Here is a 22841-nt window from a genome sequence, read left to right as displayed (position 1 = left end):
CCACCGCACCTCCTCGCACCTCATTATATAAGATCCTCAGGATCTTATATAACCATTCGGTCGTTGTCGAGGTCACGAATAAATTGAAAGCAAGCTAAAACAAATAGCTTGCTTTTTTGTTTTAAATAGGTTTTAATTTTCAAAGCCGAGCTTTGTCAGGATCACCGTAGGTGACCCTGTTCGACAGGATGCCACCGCACATCCTCGCACCTCATTATATAAGATCCTCAGGATCTTATATAGCCATTCGGTTGTTGTCGAGGTCACGACACTCAAAAAACCAGCATCACTTTTTCTGCGATGCCTACTTTTCATTTTCAACAGAGAGCTCAAAGGGTATCTAATCCTGTCTTTACTAAATCTACAAAAGAAACTCTTTGAATATGTATATAGTTCTGGACTGCGCCTACCTAAGGCAAACAAGCTCCAAATGCCAGAATACTCTTTTAACTTTAGTTTGGCCAGGTTTTGATTTCCCAAAACTATTTGTAACAATCATCATCTTCTAAAAAATCCCATAAATGGGACTCATTATTTTAAAATCATCATGGAAATAGTAGATTTTTTTGCATGGCTAAAATCACTCAATCAATTACGGTTTTACCGTAATTGCCTGATTTATATATTTTTAATATCTTTATTTTTATTAACCTTAAATTTTATACTATGTTAAAAAACATTTCAAATCTAGGTACAGTTTTAAACAAAGTAGAACAAAAATCTATTAGCGGAGGTCTTTCAGATTTTCTTTGTGTAGCTATTTGCGGCCCAGGAGATGGTAATACACCAATATATGACAATCCACATGATTCTCCATTTCCTGAAACCGTTGGTTGTATTTGTGGTTCTTAAAATAATGTATAAAGCGAACTTCGGTTCGCTTTTCTTTTGTTTCCTACTTAATTGTTAGTTTCCTCCTTTCAAATCGCTATTACTGAATTATCGGATGTTATCATATGTAATATCACATACTCTAAACATTTGAAAATACTGTAATGTATAACTGAATATTTTCAGCCACCTTAAAACGCTTCAGCGATGGTAAAATAGAAATAATTGGAACTTTGCCCAAAGCCATAGTCAAATCGCAGGTTTAAATTTTCAGTTTTATCCAATTTAAAACGGATACCAGCACCATAATTAGGTCTAAAATTAGAGAGTTTAAAATCAGGTACTCTATTTGCCACATCACCAGCTCCTACAAACGCCACAGCACCCCATCGAGAATCTCCAAAAGATTTACGGTATTCCATTTGCCCAGCAACGAGGTGTCTGTCTACATATCTTCCTTCTCGATACCCACGCATAATTTCGTTACCTCCCAGTAATGCTAATTCGTTAAAAGGCACATCCCCACTTGAAAAACTTCCAAGCAACTGAAAACCTAAAACGTCTTGTCCACTTTCTGATAATCCAAGAAAATGACGAATGTCAAAACGTGTTAACTGAAATGCATGTGTACCTCCTAGGACTTTCCCGTATACACCATAGGTTGCTTCTACATACCACCCATTTTCTGCATTAAGTATATTATTCCTGCTATCATATAAGACTGCAGCTTCCATACCTGATGAGGTGCTTCCATTAAATCCAGTTATTGTATTTGGACTAACTGCGACTGCTTCGTCTTGATCAAAATCTACTTTGGATATCGTATTATAGCGTATCCCAGCGCCAATAAAAAGATATCTCGCAAATAGTTGCTTTAAAAAAATAGGCTCAAATAAAAACTGATAGTAATTATATTCAAGTTCATTTTCTTTAGGGCTATCACGTCCTATCCCATAAAACAAACGTGGATAATTTTGAAAAAGTAAATTCCCCTCTATCACCCATTTCTCTTGATTGGTAAACACCTCGAAACCAGAGTAAAATATAAACTGGTTATTGAGCGTGTACCTTACAGACATAGGAATATTTGAAGCTCTTGTCTCTTCTCCACTACCATTGAATTTAAAAAGGTATTTAGCACCAGTACCAATGGCAAGGTTTGTTTCTGGACTATACGTCATCACCGGTGCTGCAATAAACTTCTGTAAATACAACGTTGAATCTTTCTGATGCGCTTTTTTATTGGGATAAAAAGTGAAGAACTCAGCTATTTTCTCTAAATTTTGGCTTTGCACTAGCTGACCATTACACATCATTAGGACAAATAGGATAGCATTCCTTAATCTCATTAACTTCATTATAAACTACGTATTTTGAAATGCAAGTTTAGTATCTTTTGATATAGAATAATATTAAATAGTACATTTTAACGTATACTAATATCTTTTTAGCCTTGTTCAATTAAAACTCACATATCATTATAAGTCTATTTTTTTTATTACATTGAGGGTAAATTTAAATCAAACTATTATGGGTGTAGGTGCTATTTTTTTTGTAAGTCTTGCGATTTGCTTGGTATTAGGCATTATGGCAATGCTTCAGGGTGAATAATTTAACTATTTCGTAATCATTCTGAGGAAGAGTATGCAACCTCTCCTCGCCTTTTATGATGTAAGATCGATTCATAAGATCTTGTACAATCATTCGGTTGTTTTAGAAATATTCACTATGCAAAAACCTTTATAAAAATGCTTCGGTACACGAATACACTTTTATAAAGGTCTTTTTTAAAACGTACACTTTTAAAGAGTGAAAGTGTAGTGAGATACTTTTACATATGCTTTATTTTGAAGGGCAACGTAAAAATAAATGCTTCTCTGTAAGCATCTTATGTTCTCATGTTCTCAACAAAATCAACCGGTAGTAGGTGAGCATACTCCATTTGCACAAAAGCCCGTTGGACAATGTGGTAAACCAGTTAAACACGCAGCTCCATTGGTTCCGGGACCACAACTTTCTACATATTCAGTAGGTCCGAAGCCTCCCAAAATAGAAGTTTGTTCTGTCTTGTTAAGGTGAATACCTAAATTTGAAATGTTTTTTAGCATAGCTATATTTTTAAATTAATACTGTTTCTAAGATAACAAAATAATTGATTACCAGCAAATTATGGTTTTTCCGTATGGCTATTTAGGTAATGGATGGTATTGTTGAATTTGAAACAAGAATCACCAAGAGCCTGTCTCTACTCTAACCTCAAAAGCTCCTTTCCAATTAGCAGCTAATACATTCTTTACAGACTCGTACACCTTCCCGTCTTTAATATCACTACTACAGTCATTAATATTTGAAGTAATAAATTTCATGAAGATACCTTTGACCGTTGCATTGGGTTTTATTGAAGATTTCCACAAAGATTCTATCCAGCCCATTTGACAGGATTTTTCAGTTAATTCTTTTACAAATAAATTGGCTTTAGATATATCTTCAGGGGTTATTGTTCCAAGTTTATCACCTGCGCCAGTTCCGAAAACAAAGTCATACACTTCTTTAGCTTCATTTTTGTTACTCAACTGTGCGTTAGAGTTTATTACTCCTAAAAAACTGAATATTAATACTATTACAAATTTCTTCATGGTATTTCTAATTTAATTTATTTTAAAATTGATAATGGATGCACTTGATCTTCATTAGGTTCAAACCAACTCCCTGTATTACTATACCCTAATTTTAAAAACTGAACCAACTCTTCTAAGTCGTAATTAAGTTCGTTGGTATCTATGGTGGTAATCAGTTCTAACTTCGCCTTGGGAATCTTTGATCTAAGTAATATGGCATCGATATCGCTTTTGCTATATGTTAACGTATCAATGACACCTGTTTTATTTTTCCAGATTATAGTGAATTGATTTTTATCTAGCATATATGCTACAGGGTAGCCTTCTGTATCTTCTACTAGAATCTCAACGTCATTATCTACGACTACATTCTTAAGTATTTCTTCAAAAAATGTAGCATTTTCTCTCACATACGGAGCTTTGGAATAGAGATCTCCTCCCTTCATGGCATTCTGATTATCACTAATATTGAAATATATCTTAGATTTTGTTCCGAGTATGTTGCTGTTAGTTTGGCTAAACAGGATACCGTTATAATCATAGAAGAACAATCTATTTTGATGCTTTCCTAAATATGTGATGTTAAAAGGAAGCTTTCTGTCTATGATATTAGTAAATGTATTTGAGACTAATGGTGTATCCTTGAAATAGTCTACCATGGCATTGTGGTTTATGGCGGTAACTCCTAAATCATAAAACAGGTCTTGCTTTTCAATATAGACCCAAGTATTTGTATCTTGACCTAAATCCATTACTATTTTCCGAGTAGCATCATGAGATTGTGAAATTAAAAACTGACGTCCATTATGATTAAACGTTTTGACAAGAGGTAGTTTTGTAGGATCTTCTATAAGTCCTTCAATAAGAATTAAGAACTTTTTAAAAGCTGCTAATCCCATTTCTCCATTATACCTAGCTGCCAGTTGAGAAACATTATCTTTAAGACTATTACTTGGATTGTACCAAGGCTCACTATCAAATATATTATTTAGTTCTGTTTCTGGTAATTCGACATATACATTACCTACTGCAGCAGCGTATTGCTCCAATTCGCCTCTTATTTCAGTATTGGGTCTTCTATGATAAGTTTTGAACTTTATAAGGTCGTTCTTCTCTACCACCAAGACATAGTTCCCATAAAAGAGTAATGCACTCACATTTTCTAGCTTAACACCGCGCTTTTCAAGTCGTTTAAAGAATCTATTTGCTACTCCCTCTATATTGTTGAAGTCGTTACCCTGGATATTTAGAAATTTGTTTCCTTTTTTTACATAAAGTTGATCGGGTGTTGCACCCATTGGGTAATATTTTTCGTTATTAATAAGGCGATTACTAAAAGAATTAAAACGTTGAGAATCAAAGGTTCTTCCACTTAACTTATAAACCTGCTTATTTCTAAGAAATAAAGTCATGTAATTCCACTCTTGAGACAACCAGTTATCATCAAATTCTTTAAACTCCTTTGTGGTATTTTGCCATAGTTTAAAACCTAGGTGCTCTAAATACAAATAGCCCTTACCATTAGGTGCCAAAGCAATTCTCCAACTCAAAGAACCATAACTAGTAGGAAATTTTTTATTATCTATTAAATAATATTGAGTACCATCTTCCTCTTTCTTGTATTTTACCAAACTTGGATCAATTTGATTGACTGCATCTGTTTTCCAAAACCTAAAATTAGAATTAAAATGTTTTGAAACGTTATCATTTATATATCTTACACTATGGTAAAGTTGGTATCCATTTTCTTTTTCTAATACAATTCCCTTTTGTACGTTAGAAGGCCATGCATCATTCATATTTTTAAGGACATACTCATGAGACTTGATATCTTGTCGATTTACTATTTTTAATCCGTATCCTTGATTATGTACTCCTTGAGAACTTGTTTTGACTTTACCGCCTGTTACAGGTACAAAATTATTCTGAGAACTGCTTGCACCTGTATTGTTTTCAGTATTTACATCTGAATTAGGAGTTTCAGATCCTGGACCTGGACCGTCACTTGGGCTTCCTCCAGTATCTCCTCCATCAAATTTAGCCGCTCCCATTGGAGCCATTTTAAAGGATATCTTTGAGGGATCTTTAAGGATTTCTAACAACGCCTCTGGGTTGAACTCAAGGAGTTTCAGAATTTCTTCCAAGATCATTTCTTCTGAAAAATCATTGATACTAGGAGTATTAACAGTAATACCAACCCCTAATACCTCAAAGCTAAGCAAGGCATGGTAATAATCGGCATCTACTGTAGCTCTTGCAATATCAAAATCTTCTACTTCAATCCTTCCGTCCAGATAAACAAAGGCATTTTTTGCAAGGCTATTAATATCACCTACTTCTAAAGTTGTCCCTGCCTTTATGGTCATTTTACCAATATCAATAAAATTGAAGCGACCTTCCCCATTTAGATCAATCACATCTCCATGCTGAATAGCGGTTATTACAGTTTCCAGCGAAATACCCAAAATGTCCATTTTGGTTTCACTACGTAGGAGTTCGTTGTTACAATTAATGGCAACACCGTTATCATATTTGATAATCTCTCTTAGGGGTCCTGTGGTTCTAGAGGACATACTAAAACATCCTTTAGAAGTGTCTATTTGGCCTTTACCCTCCATCACCTTTAGTACCGTAATCAAAAATAGGTTTGCTTCCAGATCCATGCTTCCAAAATTCCCTTCAGTGTAATAGGCACTTAAGCTACCTTCTAGATTGATAAGTTTGCTATTGGCTTCTGCCACCCCCGGAGCACCTACTGTGACATTGGTTCCTAGCACGATCTGTTTCTCATCTAAATCTAAAGACACACTGCTGCCAAAAATAGTAAGTGGTGGAGATACGGAGATAGCGTATTCGCCAGGCAACGGAAACGAAAGCGAGGGATAAAATCTAATTTCCTTTTCGGTTACGGTGAATCTCATCGCTGGAAACGTTAATTTGTTTAGCTTTAGTTCAACACTACCTTCCAGTCGTAGTGGCCCTATTTGAGGATACAATTCTAATATCTTCACAGACAAACCTGGAACTATTTCTCCGCCGAGATTAGTCATTTTTGCTACATTTTGCAACAAGGCATTAATTACAGAATCTGCTGGGAGTTCTATTTTGACTGCATCCATGATATCCTCTGCAGAAAGGTTGATTGTAATTTTGAATTTAGGAACTGTAATACCTTTTAGTTTAGCATCTGCCCAAAAAACAATTTCTTTGGGGTCCTGAAACATATTTACTCTCTCAATATCTGTGATATAAAGCCCACTTGCATCCTTAGAAAACTCTAGTTTGAGAAGGTCTTTTTCTATAAGACGTTCTAAAGATTTCTTTACATAACCATTGATTTTTGATTGAAAAGCAGTCTGAATATCAACCCCAGAGAAAGTGGCTTCTAGAATATTTTTATTATCAGGTGAAATTTCAAATACCCCCACTTTCTCATAGATGTCAAGTGCTTCAAAGTTTATATAGGTATCAACTATTAATATTCCATTTTTAAATCTAGGGTCTTTAACCTCCAGATATTTAAAATCCGACAACTCCTCCAATTCTGAAGTTATCTTATCTATGACCTTTTCTTTTAGAACAGGAGCATTAAACGATTCTAATATAATTTCTCCATCTGCTTTTAATCTAAGAGTTGCGAAATTTTCAGGTGCATCTATGTATACAGCTTTTGCCGTAAGATTCGGTTGATTAAAATCACAGTTTACATCTGTAATTTCAAAATCGAAGGTGTATAAAGATATTTTCGTATCCTCAATCAAATCATTACAGTTTTTCTCTAAGGGTTCAGTGAATTGTGATTGTACTAGTTCCTCAAGTTTTGCTGCCATTATTCCTGTAACCATATCTTCCAGTCCTTCTGCTCCAATACGGCCATTGGCAATAACCAAATCTATAGACTTGGTTGATACATCTGGTAGGGTTACAGCCGTTCGAATTTCCCGACGTTCTATATCTAACTGAAACTTTGAAAACTCCACCTGTTCCGCAAGATTAAAAACAACCGTGCTTAACTCGGCATCACTTATTGATCTGGTGATGCTATTCTTAAGCGCCTCCTTCTTATCCTCTAAAAATAATCGCACATAGTCTCTTACAGGTTTCTCAAATGGCAAAAACACATTCGATAAATGCACAGAAGCTTTGCCTTCTATTATATCTGTTTTAAACAATAACTCGGCAGTAGCGTCTGTATGAAAGGTTTTACCCAAATCACTAAAACCTTTTGGTACAAATTGAATACGGCCAACAATTTGATCTTCGTTGTTAAAAACCTCCGCATTTTCAATGCTTTCGGCCATTAATAGTGCTTTGAGAAATTTGGAATGTTTCTCATCTTTAATCATGGTGTCTAAACGATGAGCAATTTGTTTTCCAATTTCATTCCGTAAATTTTCCGTTAAAATTGCACTACTATTATCTATCTCTTTTAATGAAATTTCAAATGTGTTAGCATTCTGCTCAAGACTCAACAAGCTACGAAAAATACTCCCAGTTTCAGTTCTAAATGTAAATGTAAGGTCAAAATCCTCAGGGTTTACCGTAATTTTTTTAACGCTCAATCCAAGTTGTTTACTGATCTGCAAATCGTTAAATAATTTTTCTTGTATTTGTAGATCGTTTCTAAAATTGGTCCAAGGACTATCTTTAGGAAGCGCTACCGAAAAATCACTATATGGTATACTAGAGCCATCGTTTGCATAAAAAATTACAGGTAGATTTGCATGGCTTCCTTGCGATAGTTGAAGACCCGATACTTGAATTCCAAGAGGCACATCTACTACTATCTTTTTGAGAGCATTATACAGAGTATCTTGTTGTGCCTGAGTAAAAGTTACACCCGGTAAAAATGAATTATCTTCTAGCATAGTACGATGCTGAGTGATTTCTGGTTTATACACCAAGGATAGAGTTCCTGTCATATTATTTAAAGACTTCCCATCTTTTAATAAGGCTAATGCCCCACTAGGCAGTTGTATTCTTACCCAATACGCACTATTTTCTATTGACATACCTCTAGGCAGTACATCTATATATTCAGTTGAAGTTAAACCACTCAATATCTCTTCTGTATTAACTACAGCGTCTACGGCTATTTGCGCAACAAAATTTTTAAGGCTTCCGTACTGATCTAAAATTTTCTGTTCAAATAACTTAACTTTCTGAATTATCTCTATTATTTCAGTTTCTAAATCTGAAAAGTCATTTAAGAAATAGTCCCTTCGTAATTGTAAATACGATGCCAAACGTTCTTCTAAAATCTCTTGAGAAAGCTCTTCATTAGCGATCATTTTATACGTTTCTGAAGATAACTTGGTAAGAGAATGATACGCTTCTATTTTATTCTTAATACTGACCAGCTCTCCCTTGGAAAGCATAACCTCTAGAATTACTCCTTGCTTACTCTCAAGAAGTTTCTTTATCATATCCACCTGTATAGCTACTAACTCAATTTGATAATAAGCCTCAAGCACTCGCTCTTTTGTAATTGGATTATTACCCTCAATAATTTTACCTAAGTAAGGTAACAACTTATTCAGCACAAGCACTTTTTGATAGGCTACAGAAGCAATTTCTATACGTTCTTTCCCTTCTTTTATCTGAGCTTCGATTACCTCAATCGCTGCCTGATCATCTTCAGAAAGTACCCCTCGAACACCTTCCTCACTAATTATTTCTATAGCATCACTGAAACTTGAATTCCTAAGCTGTTCCAATCGATCTACAAGTGAAGTCAATAATTCAATATTCTGGTGATTTTTCAGATTTTCTTTAGAGAAAACACCACCAAAATGCGCTATCTGAATTTTAACCTGTTTTAGATCATCATAAAAACGGAATTGATCAAATTGTTGAACCATCTTTAATATCTGATCAGGTTCCATTCTCTCAATCAATGCTAACTCTGTTTGTGATAAACCATCTGAAGGGCTTTCATCATTCACTAACGCCGTCATCATAAGGAAGATCACACATAATACTACTATTCTTGATATATTAAATTTCATCCTCTTCAATTACAATATTAAATACCTTAGTTTCTCCGAAGTTGATTTTTACTTTTTTCTCTGTGAACGAAACACTATTCTTATTACGAATTCTATACACCAACTCAATAGCAGAAATGTCGTTGATATCTTTTATTTTATTAGGATCTTCTTTGCTGTCCCAGTTCAAAGTTCTATTAGAAATATAACTTATACTGAATTCCCATTCATTTTGATTTTTCCCATCTACTCCATAAATTCCAAAAAACTGTGAATCAAGCGCATATGTATCATTAACCTTTTTATAAAAGGGTCCCCATGCGTAGAAACTAGTAGGTTTGTCTAATTGGTTGTTTGAAAGAAGGATAAAATCTTTTTCATGCAGAAGTTCACCGTCTTGATTTAATCGAAATTTTCTCCATTCACCATCTTTTGGTCGAATTTGCAATATCAGATACGCACTCGGGTCACTGAGTTCAATTTCGCAATAGACAAAGTCTTTTGGAGCCCCCAACCCTTCCGCCTGATTATTGATTTCTTTGGACTTAGCAAAAACCAGCATAAGCAGGATTGATGCCCCAAGGGCACATGCTAACAAATCAATAAAACTCATAAGTGATCTGGCAGATTTAAACATCTATTCGTTTTTAATTTCAATAAGTTTACTAATCCTAGCACGATCTTGTGCAGGCCTTCTTTTGAAGGTAACAGATAAATTTCGGAATCCTTGATCAGCTCCATACACTTCAACGGGGAGTTCATAGAATCCAGAAAATACCTCTTCAGCATCTTGAATAGAGGCACCTTCCAAAAGTTTGGCATTTACATTAACACCACGCGATGCTATAGTTCTATCTTGGTTAAGAATTTTATCATTCAACTTAAATAGAATAGCACTCTTTACTATAGTATCAGAAACCAATGAGTATACAACAGTTGTTTTTTCAGGCACCCTATACACCTGTTCCTGCACATGTTTGCTATTTCTTAAATTAAGATCATATTCCCAGAGTCCTACATCTAGATTATTAGAAATTTGTAAATAATCTTGTTTAGAATGACATTGTATAGACACCTGCCGTACAAAAACCATTTTTCCAGGGAGAATTTCGTTTGACAAAACAGACATGGAAGAACCATTTAGTTTCCCCTGCCCTCCAGAGGTGCCGTCACTACCTTCATCGCCACCAATGTTTACTACAAATACAAGCATCAACACTATACAGGCACCTAGCGCACATGCCAGCATATCCACACTACTTAGATTAAATGTGTTCTTACTCATCAGTCTAGTTTTAATTGATTTGTAGGATCTATTCCTAATTTTGCCAAACTAAGCAACAAGGTGAGCACTAGTGCTATCAGTGTGGTTGAAAAAGCGACTCCTAGCGTTTCCGTAATACTTGAGATTGAAATAGCTTGATCTAATCCCGAACCTGAACGAAAAATAATATCAGCATCTGATAACGCATTACTTAATCCACGGATAGTTCCAATAAAACCAATAGCTGTTAGAGAAGAAAAAATCCAATTATAGAAATTATAATAACTTCTGGCAGTCTTGTTGTCTAAATTTAGTTGATCTGCAAACTTGCTCTTAATAATAAGGATAATAATTGCTACAAAGAATAAACAAATCATTACCACCTGCTCAATACCCTTAATCCATTCTTTAACCTGTACAGCATTTTTTACTTTCTGATCATCAGAAACGGACAAAAGAATTTGAAAACACAGATCTTTGATTTGCTTATATTCCTCCTGAGGCTCGAGGGTTGAATTTGGAATGGAATTAGGAACTTCAGCAAATACTTCATCGGCTCCGTAGTGATAAAACAATCTATTTAAAACAGCATGATTTACTCCAATTGATGATTCGTCTATTGCTTGGTATGTTTCACCTCCTGGAGCATTTTGCAAGTAGGCGTCGTAATTTTCAAGCGCATTATTTTTTTCAGATAACGTCTGTACAATATATTTCTTGACTTCATTTTTGGCAATAGAATCAATCCCATTTTGGCTTTTCCCAATAGATTGTAGAACTTCTATTAAAACATCAAGAGATGTACTATTCCTAATATCTTTAGAATTTGATATGGAGCTGTTAAAATACTTACTAATACGGCTACTCACATCTGTGGTAGGAACATCATCTTTGATTACATTGGCCGCTCGCAAAAGTCGCCAAGTAAGCACTGGATATTGTCCTTTTTTCATGTCAGATAAACGTCTCTCAGACTGAAGCACTCCACTAAGCGAGGGATCCTTTTCAAATGTCTGTGACAAAAAATTACTCTCTAGCATTCTGCTTTGAATAGAAGAATAAACAACTTCCAAAATCGAATAGTAAGTAATAAGTCCCAATGCGATTCCTGTGATGATCAGAAATATTGGCCTAGTAAGTTTTTTCATAAAACATTGATTTTAATATTATAAATGTACAATATATGATTTTTAAAAAAATACCTAATAAAGAGTATACTCAAAAAAAAAACTAACATTCTCCTATCCACACAACATACAAGCTCAAGATTCTTTTTTTAAATCACTATATTTGTACTAATGAGTAAACTATTTGCCATATCATTTTCTTTTCTGATCCTTATACAAAGTATAGGGTTTAGTATCAATGATATAGCGCAAATAGATGATTTTATTGAGCACGCACAATTTCATAGTGAGCAATATGGAGATAATGTATTCGTTTTTATCTCAAAACATTATGGCGAGTTGAAAGCGGAACATAATAAAGAACATCAGGAAGAAAAAGAAGATCATGAGCAATTACCTTTTCAGCATCAATCCCATGTCTCTTGCATAAGCGTTTTTGTAGCCAATACCACCAAAGATGAGTTAAAAACACCTGAGTTTTCAGAGTATAAATCACATCATTTCTTTTACCAAGAGCCTTCATCATCACTTCATCTAGAAGGATTATTACAGCCACCACGGCACTCATAAAATACGTATTTCAACTAGTTAGTTTCCATTTGCCGTTTTGGCTTTGGATACGTTCATGTTTATTATTTTATGAAAAATGTTATCCTATATTATCAATTTCAGTATAAAGAATAAGTTCATTGTTCTTTTATGTACCATCTTTATTATCGGGTTTGGATTGTATTCCTTATCCCAAATTCCCATCGGCGCTGTCCCTGATGTGACAAACAATCAGGTGCAAGTCATTACGACCTCCCGCAACCTGTCTACGCAGGACATGGAACAGTTTATCACCTACCCGGTAGAGCTAGAAATGGCTAATTTACCAGGCGTTCAGGAGATTCGTTCGGTGTCTAAATTTGGCTTGTCTGTAGTGACCATCGTTTTTAACGACGACATGGGCACCTATTTACCTAGACAGCTGATTGCCGAAAAAATAAAATCGGCTTCTGAGAAAATTCCTGAAGGCTTTGGAACGCCAGAAATGGGCCCTATTACCACAGGGTTGGGCGAAATTTATCAATACATCCTTGATGTCAAACCTGAATTCAAAGACCAATACACTGCCGAAGATCTGAGAACCATCCAAGACTGGATTGTTAAACGCCAACTTTCTGGAATTCCCGGTGTCGTGGAAGTCAATACTTGGGGAGGTTTTTTAAAACAATACGAGGTTGCCATTGACACCGACAAGTTACATGCCATGGATATTACAGCCAGTGAGGTATTTACTGCGCTAGAAATGAACAACAGTATCTCTGGTGGTGGGTATATTGAGAAGGTCAATCAGGCTTTTTTTATTCGAGGTGAAGGTTTAATTTCTTCATTAGAAGACATCAATAACATTGTTGTAAAGAACGACAAAAACTTCCCTATTTACATAAAAGATGTCGCTACAGTCGGCTTTGGGAGTGCTACGCGTTTTGGAGCCATCACTGGCAATGGCGAAGGTGAAAAAGTACTCGGGCAAGTCATGATGCTTAAAGATGCGAATTCTAAAAAAGTCATCGAAGCTGTCAAGGAACGTGTGGATTTGATGTCAAAGTCCCTGCCAGAAGGGGTCTATATCAATGCATTTTTGGATCGGAGCGAACTCATTGCCAAAACAACGTTCACAGTTTCTGAAAATCTCATTTTAGGGTGTTTGATTGTGATTTTTGTGGTGGTATTGCTCTTAGGAAATCTACGCTCTGGATTGGTCGTGGCCTCCGTGATTCCCTTGTGTTTACTGTTTGCATTGTCGTTGATGTATATTTTTGGCGTAGATGCCAACTTGATGAGTCTAGGTGCTATTGATTTTGGGATCATTATTGACGGGGCGGTCATTATCGTCGAGTTTATCGCCTTTCAAATGATGCAAAAGAAAGAGGAGTTATACGCTTTCGCGAAAGCGGACCAACAAGCTTTTAAAGATAAGATCGCATCTCTAGGAGCCTCAAAGATGATGAACTCAGCTATTTTTGGGCAACTCATTATTTTAATAGTATTCATTCCTATTCTCTCGCTTTCTGGCGTGGAGGGTAAAATGTTTAAACCGATGGCACTTACCTTTAGTTTTGCCTTAATTGGCGCCATGTTATTGTGCTTTACGTATGTGCCTGTAGCCGCTTCTTTATTTCTAAAACCTTCGAAGGCATCAGACAAAAATATCTCCGTACGCCTCATGAAATGGCTAAATAAATTATATGCGCCTGTGATTCATTGGGCATTAGCAAGTAAACGATGGGTGTTGGGTATTGCAGGGCTTTTACTAGCGATTTCTGTATATCTGTATGCGACGATGGGTGGCGAATTTGTACCCACATTAGACGAAGGCGATTTTGTGATTCAGCCTGTGCTTAAAACAGGAACCTCTTTAAGCAATACCGTGAAAATCACTACTGAAATTGAACAGATTTTACTCGAACAATTCCCCGAAGTAAAGCAAGTCGTCACCCGAATTGGTGCCGCCGAGGTACCCACAGACCCCATGTCTATGGAAGAAAGTGACGTCATTATTGTTCTAAAACCCAAAAGTGAATGGACCTCTGCGACTTCTAAAGATGCACTCGCCGATCAATTTAAAGAAGCACTGGCTATTATTCCTGGGATGGAGGTCGAATTTACACAACCTATCGAAATGCGTTTTAACGAACTTATCACAGGAGTACGAGCAGATATTGCGATTAAGATTTTTGGTGATGACCTTGATATATTGGCCAAAAAAGGAAACGAAATAGGCGATTTGATTAAAGATGTGCCAGGAGCAGCAGATGTCTCCGTTGAAAAAATAGCAGGTCTTCCAGAAATGAATGTAACATTTGATAGACGAAAAATTGCACGCTATGGCCTCAATATCCAAGAGGTTAATGATATGGTTGCTATGGGCTTTGCTGGCAAAAGCACGGGAAGTGTTTTTGAAGGTGAAAAACGTTTTGATCTTGTAGTGAGATTGGATAAGCAAAAGCGACAAGATATTGATAATTTAAAAAATCTTTACATCGATGTGCCGAGTGGTGGAAAAGTTCCGTTGCATGAATTAGCAACGATTACCTATCAAAAAGGAGCTGCCAAAATATCCCGAGACGACACCCGACGCAGAATCGTAGTGGGGATTAATGTTCGTAATCGAGATCTACAATCTGTCGTAGATGATGTACAACAATTAATCAACGATCGCATCAAACTACCCGTAGGATACACCATCACGTATGGTGGACAATTTGAAAATCTTCAAAGCGCCAAAGCGCGACTCATGGTAGCCGTACCTATCGCGCTGATTCTCATTTTTATCTTACTCTACTTCGCGTTTAAATCGGTGAAAGAGGCTTTGATGATTTACTCTGCGATTCCGCTCTCTGCGGTAGGGGGTGTCTTTTTATTATGGATTCGGGATTTGCCTTTTAGTATCTCGGCAGGGGTTGGTTTTATTGCCCTTTTTGGAATTGCCGTTTTAAACGGAATTGTACTGATTGAGCATTTTAAAGAACTTAAAAAGGAAGGAACATTTGACACTATGGAAGCACTGATCAAACAAGGAACAAAAGATAGATTGCGTGCCGTACTACTCACAGCAATGGCAGCAGCCTTAGGATTTTTGCCTATGGCAATCTCCACCAATGCAGGTGCCGAAGTACAACGCCCATTAGCAACTGTGGTAATCGGTGGATTGATTACCGCTACCTTACTTACCCTCGTCGTACTTCCTGTTTTATATGCCTATTTTAATAGTCCAAAAGAGGAAAAGACAGGTGCTAATGGCAAAAAGGCGGCTACGATATCCGTACTCTTACTTCTTGTGACTATGACTAGTAATGCACAAGAAAATCCCATGAATCTTGAGGCTTTACTCCCATTAGCGCTTGAAAATAATGCAGGGCTACAAGGGAATCGGCTTGAAATAGCACAATCGGATGCGCTTGTTAATAGTGCGTTTAGCTTTGACAAAACACAGGTATATTATGAGTTTGATGAAAATAATTTGGCGGTGAATAATGAACCGATTCGTGTTTTTGGCATTCAGCAAGATTTTAGATTCCCAACGGTGTATTTCTCTGAAAAGAAAGTGAATCAAGCAAATGTTGTGATAACTACCAACCGCTATGATATCCAAAAGAAAGCAATAGAGCGGAATTTGTCAAGTGCTTATTATACCTATCAAGTCGCAAAAGAAAAAGAACGTGTCCTGAAAACGTTGGATAGCTTATACTCAAATTTTGCTATCATTGCTGCGAGACGTTTTGAGCTGGGTGAAACGAATTATCTAGAAAAGATTACGGCTATTTCTAAGCAAAAGCAAATCAATCTTAGTTATATAGCGTCTCAAAAGAGTGTACTACTGGCATACAATGACATTATAAAGGTGGTGCAACCTAAAGATTCACTGGTCATTGCAAGAGAGCCTATTTTAAAAGTACCTCTCAAAACCATTGATGTGAGTACCAATGCAGAGATGCTGTATTATCAACATAAAATTTTGCTATTACAAGCCCAACGAAAGTTGGAGAAACAACAGCTTTTGCCAGACATTAGTCTCAATTATTTCCAAGGTACCAACGAGGGGCTGAATACAAATTTATATGGCTACCAGGTAGGTATTAAGATTCCGCTTTTATTTGGAGGACAATCCGCGAGAATCAAAGCCGCGGGTATTGCCGAAGAAATCGCTACGGAAGTATCTAATGAATATACCATTCAACTCAAAGCAAAATTTGATGCGCTTCACATGCAATTAGAACAGGTACGCACAGCACTTACCTATTATGAAGAAGAAGGTACGGCATTGTCTGATGAGATTCTAAAAACAGCAAACAGTAGTTTTAGAAATGGCGAAATAGATTTCTTCCAATACATCCAAAGCTTGGAAAGTGCGTATGAGGTCAAACTCGAGTACCTAGACAAGCTCAATGAATACAATACCATCATCATCAACATCAATCATTTAACCTTATAAATCAAGCTTTATGCAACGTATTATATATCACATAGCCCTATTCACTATCACTCTTTCACTTCTAGCATGCGGCGATAAAGATGTTAGCAATGGACAAGTAGAAATGCAGGAAGCCATCACTGATGCTCGGATTTTTGTTTCAAAAGCACAATTTAAAAACAGCGACATGGCGCTGGGAAGTATTGAAGAAAAATCATTTCCTATGACGGTAAAAACGACAGGAATGATAGACGTACCACCAGAAAATCGGGCTGTTGTTACTGCCACAATGGGTGGGTATATTAAGACCACGCCCTTACTCATAGGTGATAAAGTCCGTAAAGGTCAAGCACTCGTCTCTATTGAAAATCCAGATTTTGTATCGTTACAACAGGAGTATATGGAAGTGCATGAGCAACTCACCTACTTACGCTCTGAATTTGAGAGACAGCAAACGATGAATGCAGAGAATATTACGTCTCAGAAAAGTTTTCTACAAGCAGAAAGTGCCTATAAAACTGCCAAAGCACGCCACAATGGATTACGCAAGCAATTGCAGATGCTTCATATCTCCCCTGCTTCCGTAGAAGCAGGAAATATTAGTTCTGTGGTGACTATTTATGCCCCTATTTCGGGAAGTATTACAAAGGTTAACGTGACTAGAGGTACCTATGTTTCCCCTGCCACCGCCATCCTAGAAATCATAGATAATGATCATATTCATCTGGAATTATCGGTGTTTGAAAAAGACATCATGAAATTGAAAAAAGGGCAAGAAATCGATTTCAAAATTCCAGAATCATCTACAGAAACCTATAAAGCAAAAGTGCATCTGATAGGTACTGCCATTGAGGATAATAGAACAATCAAAGTGCACGGGCATTTAGAAAATGAGGAAGGGGTAAACTTCTTAACAGGTATGTTTGTGGAAGCAAGGATTATTACAGAGTCCGCTTTCGCGAAAGCGTTGCCAGAAACAGCATTTGTAGAAGTGGGTGAGCTAATTTATGCCTTACAACTCGATCAGGAGACTGAGGAAGGGTTTTATTTTAATCAGTTGCAAATGGATGATGAAGATACTTATGATGGTTTCGTATCTCTAAAAAATACAAATGAAATCGAAAGTTCTCTATTTTTAATACGTGGAGCATTTAGTTTGATTGGTGATGAGTAATATGCTCACATAAAAGTCTCCGAATACTGTTTGAACTGATCATACAATATCGTATGATCAGTTCAAATATGTATCAATTATAATTTTGAATAGTAAGGTCCCTTTAAAGTGGATGAGAGAATGCTTTCACGAAAGTGAAAAACACATGATTTGTTTAGCGTATATTACTCGTTTAATGAGGTAACTTATCTTTTAGTACTCCGTATATAAAAGTGCCCAAAATAGAAGCTGCAATCACGATAAGTATGGGAATGTAGCCTACGCCTACTAATGTGAACATAGGTCCCGGACATGCGCCAGCTAACGCCCAACCTAATCCAAAAATAATACCTCCAATCAAATAGCGAGCAACACTTTTTGCCTTGGGAGGAAAGAGTATAGTCTCGCCGTAAAAGGATTTGATATTAAACTTTTTTATGAGTTGTACTACAATAATACCTGTCACGAGCGCCGATCCAATGATACCATACATGTGAAAAGATTCAAACTTGAACATTTCATAGATACGAAACCAAGAGGCCGCTTCTGATTTAAACATAGTGATTCCAAAAAGGATTCCGATCAATAGGTAAATAAATGTTCTCATAATTTAAAATAAAATTGGGAAAAGAAAATGAATCATAATAAGGCCGCCAATAAAAAAGCCTATTACTGCAATAAGAGATGGTAGTTGTAAATTACTTAATCCTGATATCGCATGTCCAGAGGTACAACCACCAGCATATCGAGTTCCAAATCCTACCAAAAGACCTCCTACAATCAATATCGCAATGCTTTTAAAAGATAGCAAGGCATTCATATCATATAATTCTGTAGGAAGGTATGCTGCACCTGCACTTTCAAAACCTAGTGTTTTGAGGTCCGATATGGTATCGGGGTTGATGGCTACAGCGGTGTCTGTGCTTAGAAAATGTGAACCTATAAATCCGCCGATAATAGCACCGAGTACAACGACTAAATTCCATTTTTGAGACTTCCAATCAAATTTAAAGAAATCAGCTTTAGTCCCTGCGCCACAAATTGTACACATGGTTCTGAGATTTGCAGACATTCCAAAATTCTTACCTACCATTAAAAGCAAGAGCATAATAAAGGCAATCATAGGCCCAGATACATACCAAGGCCAGGGTTCAAAAATCCAATTCATTTCATTTATTTTAACTGCAAAATAAAGCTAATTAAAATGATCTATAAGTAACCTATGTTACATAATGTGTGTTTTGAAAATCATATATTAGTATGTTTTTACAGAAGAAATGTTTTAAATCACACTATTTTGAAGAGAAGAGATTTTGTTAAAAGAGCCACGTTAAGTTCGTTTGCGACACTCATAGGTGCCGAAATTGTTTTTGGATCTAATATGCTGGATGGATACCAACCCCTTGCTATACAAGACCCTGACCCCTTTAAAATGTTCCAAAAGAACAAAGAAATGGTCGTCTTAAATGACAAACCTTGGAATATTGAAGCCCAAGCACATCTACTAGACGATAACATCACACCCAACTCAGCTATGTTCATCAGAAATAATGGACTTATCCCTGAAGGTATTGATGCCTCCACATGGACGCTTACAATAGATGGGGAATCTGTGATTACTCAAAAAACATATACGCTGGCTGAACTAAAAACTAAATTTAAGCAGTATAGTTATCAATTAACCTTAGAATGTGGAGGAAACGGAAGAAGTGAATTTAATCCGCCTGCTAAAGGAAACCAATGGACCGTTGGTGCTGTCCATTGTGCTACTTGGACGGGTGTTCGCTTAAAAGATGTACTAGAAGATGCGGGCATCAAAGAAGATGCTGTTTACATTGGATATCACGCTGTAGATGAGCACTTAAGCAGAGATCCTAAAAAAGAACCTATTTCAAGAGGCGCTCCAATGATCAAGTCGCTTCAAGACGAAACCTTACTTGCGTTTAAAATGAATGGAGAAGACATTCCGTTGGCGCACGGATATCCCTTGCGTTTGGTTGCTGGTGGATGGCCTGCCTCTGTTTCTGGTAAATGGATAGAACGCATTAGCATCAGGAATAAAGTACACGATGGTACAAAAATGACAGGAACTGCGTATCGCGTTCCTTGTGAACCTGTCGCTCCAGGAGAAACGGTGAAAGATGAAGATATGTGCATTATTGAATCTATGCCTGTAAAGTCATTGATCACCTACCCAAAAACAGGGGCTACAATCAAAAAAGGAAAAACATTAAAAATTAGAGGTCACGCGTGGGCAGGAGAACTTGAGGTTTCAAAAATGGAATACTCCATAGATTTTGGAGCTACTTGGCAAATATGTCCTATTGAAAAGCCTGCAAATCGTCTGGCTTGGCAACATTTTTCGGCAACTGTTGATTTTCCTAAAAAAGGATATTATGAAGTATGGGCAAGAGCCACCGATGCACGAGGGGTTGCACAACCCATGTTATTACCTGGATGGAATCCTAAGGGATATTTGAATAATGCGTGTCATAGAATCGCGATCAAAGTTTCATAAATGGGCAAGGAAGAAAAATTCAAAGAATACGTTAGGGCTGTATATCACATGATGCTACTGGTATATAGCTTAATTGCCATTGTAGGCGGTGTATTGATATATGCCATGATAGATCCTGATTTTTCAGCTTTTAAAAATGACGATTCTGAAACTTATGTCGCTGTTGAAGAAATTGATGAAGACCTCATCGAAAATGGGATTCATGTGCGGACAGGTTTTATCGATGCCGAAGGATTAATGACAGTGATTAATAATTGTACGAATTGCCACTCCTCAAAATTAGTGACACAAAATAGAATGAGTAAGGAGCGATGGAATGCCACGATACGATGGATGCAAGAAACTCAAAATTTATGGGACCTGGGAAATAATCAAGAAATTATTGTCAACTATCTGGTGACAAATTATCCCGTAGAAGATAAAGGAAGACGAGCGTCATTAACTAATATAGAATGGTATGAACTGGAGGATTAGTATAGTACTTTTACTTGTGTTGTCTGCCTGTAAAAAGGAGAAGGCTACCGTTATTCATGTTCCTGATCAAACAACAGAAAGTATAGAAAACAACTACATTATCGAAGTAGACGAGCTTCTAAAAATTGCAAAGGAACCTACAATTAAAATCATAGATTTCAGAAAAGCAGAAATTTACAACCAAGAGCACATAGAAGGTGCTTTACATATATGGCGTACAGATGTTGAGGATCCTACCTATCCTTACAATGGGATGATGGCTGGAAGAGAACAACTAGAAACACTTTTTAGTGATCTAGGTATTGACACCAATGATACTATCATCATTTATGATGATAACGCATTGTGCGATTCTTCAAGATTATGGTGGATTTTGCAGAATTATGATTTTACAAATGTAAAATTATTTCATGGCGGAATCACCGATTGGAAAAATAAGGGCGGTATGGTGTCAAAAGAGGTTCCAAAAGTAACAAAGACCGTATTTAAATTGACAGACACACCTTCTATGAAGTATTATGTCTCTAAAACTGAAATGGAAGAAGCAATTACAGATAACACAATCATTCTAGACACAAGATCTTATGATGAGTTCACGGGTAAAAGACAAAAAAAAGGGGCTGCAAAAGGAGGTAGAATTCCGAACAGCAAACACATAGATTGGTCGCTAGCTGTTCATTATCATGGTGATAAAAAAATAAAACCCACAGAAGAATTGAATCAATTATATAGCGAGTTGGGAATTTCAAAAAGTGATCCTATTATTGCGTATTGCCATAGCGGGGTTCGCTCTTCACATACCACTTTTATACTCACACAGCTATTGGGTTATAAAAATGTAAAAAATTATGATGGATCTTGGACAGAATGGAGTCATTTTGACGAATTACCTACTGAACAAGACAGCGTCACAACCTTATTTAATTAATTATGAATAGATATATAGATGCATTTATTAATGCTTTCACCGGAACGGTAGATTGGACCTGGAAGTCCATTCTCTTTGAAGTACCTTGGTACACCAATTATTTTTGGGGACTCATTGCTATTTCCCTTTTTGTATGGCTTTTGGAAATTGTATTTCCTTGGCGTAAAAATCAATCCATATTTAGAAAAGATTTTTGGCTAGATGGATTTTATATGTTTTTTAATTTCTTCCTCTTCTCTATTGCCATTAGTGGTTTTTATAAAGTATTGCAAGTAGGTTTTGAAGATTTGGGTATTACAGATAAAACATTTGCTCTTATCAATCCCTCTAGTTGGCCTATGTGGTTGCAGTTGGTTGTATTCTTTATCCTCTTGGATTTTGTGCAGTGGTTTACCCATACGTTGCTCCATAAGTACCCTATTTTATGGAGATTTCACAAAGTACATCATAGTGTCAAAGAGATGGGATTTGCAGCACATTTACGTTATCACTGGATGGAAAATATCTTATACAAACCCTTAAAGACATTTGCAGTGATGATCCTATTTGGGTTTGAACCTGAGCAAGCCTACATTGTACACTTTATTGCTATTGCGATCGGTCATCTTAATCATTCCAATATTAAAATTACGTGGGGACCTCTTAAATATATCATTAATAATCCTGTCATGCATTTGTACCATCATGCCTATGACTTACCAGAAGGAAAATACGGTGTCAATTTTGGTATAAGCTTAAGTCTTTGGGATTATATTTTTAAAACTAATTATATCCCTGAAGACAGTGGGACCATTCCTTTAGGTTTTCCAGGAGATGAAACCTTTCCTAAAGATTTTATCCACCAAAACACCTATGGTTTTAAGAAAGAAAAGGAGGCTTAGGTAAGGGTACTTTTAGTAGGCTTTATTGAATATTATTCGTCTTATTTTTAGGGTACGCTCCTGCCTGCCGGCAGGCAGGTTCGCGAAAGCGAACTTGTGA

The 22841-nt window shown here is 36.5% G+C and carries 17 protein-coding genes; 8 read left to right on the top strand and 9 right to left on the bottom strand.

Annotated features, from left to right (window positions below; genetic code table 11):
- Nucleotides 1-666: 666 nt before the first annotated feature.
- Nucleotides 667-852 carry a hypothetical protein gene (locus tag ACFO3O_RS04550; protein WP_379977355.1) on the top strand — a complete coding sequence of 62 codons (186 nt, stop codon included), beginning with the start codon at nt 667-669 and terminating at the stop codon, nt 850-852.
- Nucleotides 853-1022: 170 nt separating this feature from the next.
- Here ACFO3O_RS04550 and ACFO3O_RS04545 read toward each other — a convergent pair whose 3' ends face one another.
- The 7 genes from ACFO3O_RS04545 to ACFO3O_RS04515 form a co-directional block, all read right to left on the bottom strand.
- On the bottom strand, nt 1023-2189 hold the full coding sequence (locus ACFO3O_RS04545; protein WP_379977354.1) for a BamA/TamA family outer membrane protein: 1167 nt from the start codon (nt 2187-2189) through the stop codon (nt 1023-1025).
- A gap of 555 nt (nt 2190-2744) precedes the next feature.
- Entirely contained in the window at nt 2745-2939 is a 195-nt protein-coding gene (locus tag ACFO3O_RS04540; RefSeq protein WP_379977353.1) for a hypothetical protein, read from the bottom strand.
- Nucleotides 2940-3059: 120 nt separating this feature from the next.
- On the bottom strand, nt 3060-3467 hold the full coding sequence (locus tag ACFO3O_RS04535; protein WP_379977352.1) for a hypothetical protein: 408 nt from the start codon (nt 3465-3467) through the stop codon (nt 3060-3062).
- A gap of 17 nt (nt 3468-3484) precedes the next feature.
- Nucleotides 3485-9457: a hypothetical protein gene (locus ACFO3O_RS04530; RefSeq protein WP_379977351.1), complete on the bottom strand. Its 5973-nt coding sequence runs from the start codon at nt 9455-9457 to the stop codon at nt 3485-3487.
- Nucleotides 9447-10073 carry a hypothetical protein gene (locus tag ACFO3O_RS04525; RefSeq protein ID WP_379977350.1) on the bottom strand — a complete coding sequence of 209 codons (627 nt, stop codon included), beginning with the start codon at nt 10071-10073 and terminating at the stop codon, nt 9447-9449. The genes ACFO3O_RS04530 and ACFO3O_RS04525 overlap by 11 nt, the downstream gene beginning before the upstream one ends.
- Nucleotides 10074-10721, bottom strand: coding sequence for a hypothetical protein (locus ACFO3O_RS04520; RefSeq protein ID WP_379977349.1), 648 nt, complete (start codon nt 10719-10721; stop codon nt 10074-10076).
- Entirely contained in the window at nt 10721-11848 is a 1128-nt protein-coding gene (locus ACFO3O_RS04515) for a hypothetical protein (RefSeq protein ID WP_379977348.1), read from the bottom strand. Before ACFO3O_RS04515 ends, ACFO3O_RS04520 begins: the two co-directional genes overlap by 1 nt.
- A gap of 150 nt (nt 11849-11998) precedes the next feature.
- On the opposite strand from ACFO3O_RS04515, the gene ACFO3O_RS04510 reads away from it, so the two are divergent.
- The 3 genes from ACFO3O_RS04510 (at nt 11999) to ACFO3O_RS04500 (ending at nt 17961) form a co-directional block, all read left to right on the top strand.
- Entirely contained in the window at nt 11999-12397 is a 399-nt protein-coding gene (locus tag ACFO3O_RS04510) for a hypothetical protein (protein ID WP_379977347.1), read from the top strand.
- 76 nt (nt 12398-12473) lie between these two features.
- Complete coding sequence (locus ACFO3O_RS04505) at nt 12474-16808, top strand: CusA/CzcA family heavy metal efflux RND transporter (RefSeq protein ID WP_379977346.1); 4335 nt, start codon at nt 12474-12476, stop codon at nt 16806-16808.
- Between the two features lie 10 nt (nt 16809-16818).
- The gene (locus ACFO3O_RS04500) at nt 16819-17961 is read left to right on the top strand and encodes an efflux RND transporter periplasmic adaptor subunit (RefSeq protein ID WP_379977345.1); all 1143 of its coding nucleotides are present in this window, start codon (nt 16819-16821) and stop codon (nt 17959-17961) included.
- Between the two features lie 172 nt (nt 17962-18133).
- On the opposite strand, the gene ACFO3O_RS04495 is transcribed toward ACFO3O_RS04500, so the two are convergent.
- Nucleotides 18134-18547, bottom strand: coding sequence for a DUF6691 family protein (locus ACFO3O_RS04495; RefSeq protein ID WP_379977344.1), 414 nt, complete (start codon nt 18545-18547; stop codon nt 18134-18136).
- Between the two features lie 3 nt (nt 18548-18550).
- Nucleotides 18551-19108 (bottom strand): YeeE/YedE family protein, encoded by a 558-nt coding sequence (locus ACFO3O_RS04490; RefSeq protein WP_379977343.1) that lies wholly within the window; start codon nt 19106-19108, stop codon nt 18551-18553.
- Between the two features lie 129 nt (nt 19109-19237).
- On the opposite strand from ACFO3O_RS04490, the gene ACFO3O_RS04485 reads away from it, so the two are divergent.
- The 4 genes from ACFO3O_RS04485 to ACFO3O_RS04470 are packed head-to-tail and all read left to right on the top strand — an operon-like array spanning nt 19238 to nt 22741.
- Complete coding sequence (locus tag ACFO3O_RS04485; protein WP_379977342.1) at nt 19238-20458, top strand: sulfite oxidase; 1221 nt, start codon at nt 19238-19240, stop codon at nt 20456-20458.
- Nucleotides 20459-20932 (top strand): monoheme cytochrome C, encoded by a 474-nt coding sequence (locus ACFO3O_RS04480; RefSeq protein ID WP_379977341.1) that lies wholly within the window; start codon nt 20459-20461, stop codon nt 20930-20932.
- Nucleotides 20916-21860 carry a sulfurtransferase gene (locus tag ACFO3O_RS04475; RefSeq protein WP_379977340.1) on the top strand — a complete coding sequence of 315 codons (945 nt, stop codon included), beginning with the start codon at nt 20916-20918 and terminating at the stop codon, nt 21858-21860. The genes ACFO3O_RS04480 and ACFO3O_RS04475 overlap by 17 nt, the downstream gene beginning before the upstream one ends.
- Before the next feature lie 2 nt (nt 21861-21862).
- Complete coding sequence (locus ACFO3O_RS04470; protein WP_379977339.1) at nt 21863-22741, top strand: sterol desaturase family protein; 879 nt, start codon at nt 21863-21865, stop codon at nt 22739-22741.
- Nucleotides 22742-22841: the final 100 nt, after the last annotated feature.

The organism is Dokdonia ponticola (genome assembly GCF_042653865.1).
In the GTDB taxonomy this organism is placed as follows: domain Bacteria; phylum Bacteroidota; class Bacteroidia; order Flavobacteriales; family Flavobacteriaceae; genus Dokdonia; species Dokdonia ponticola.
This window is presented reverse-complemented; position numbering and strand designations above follow the sequence as displayed.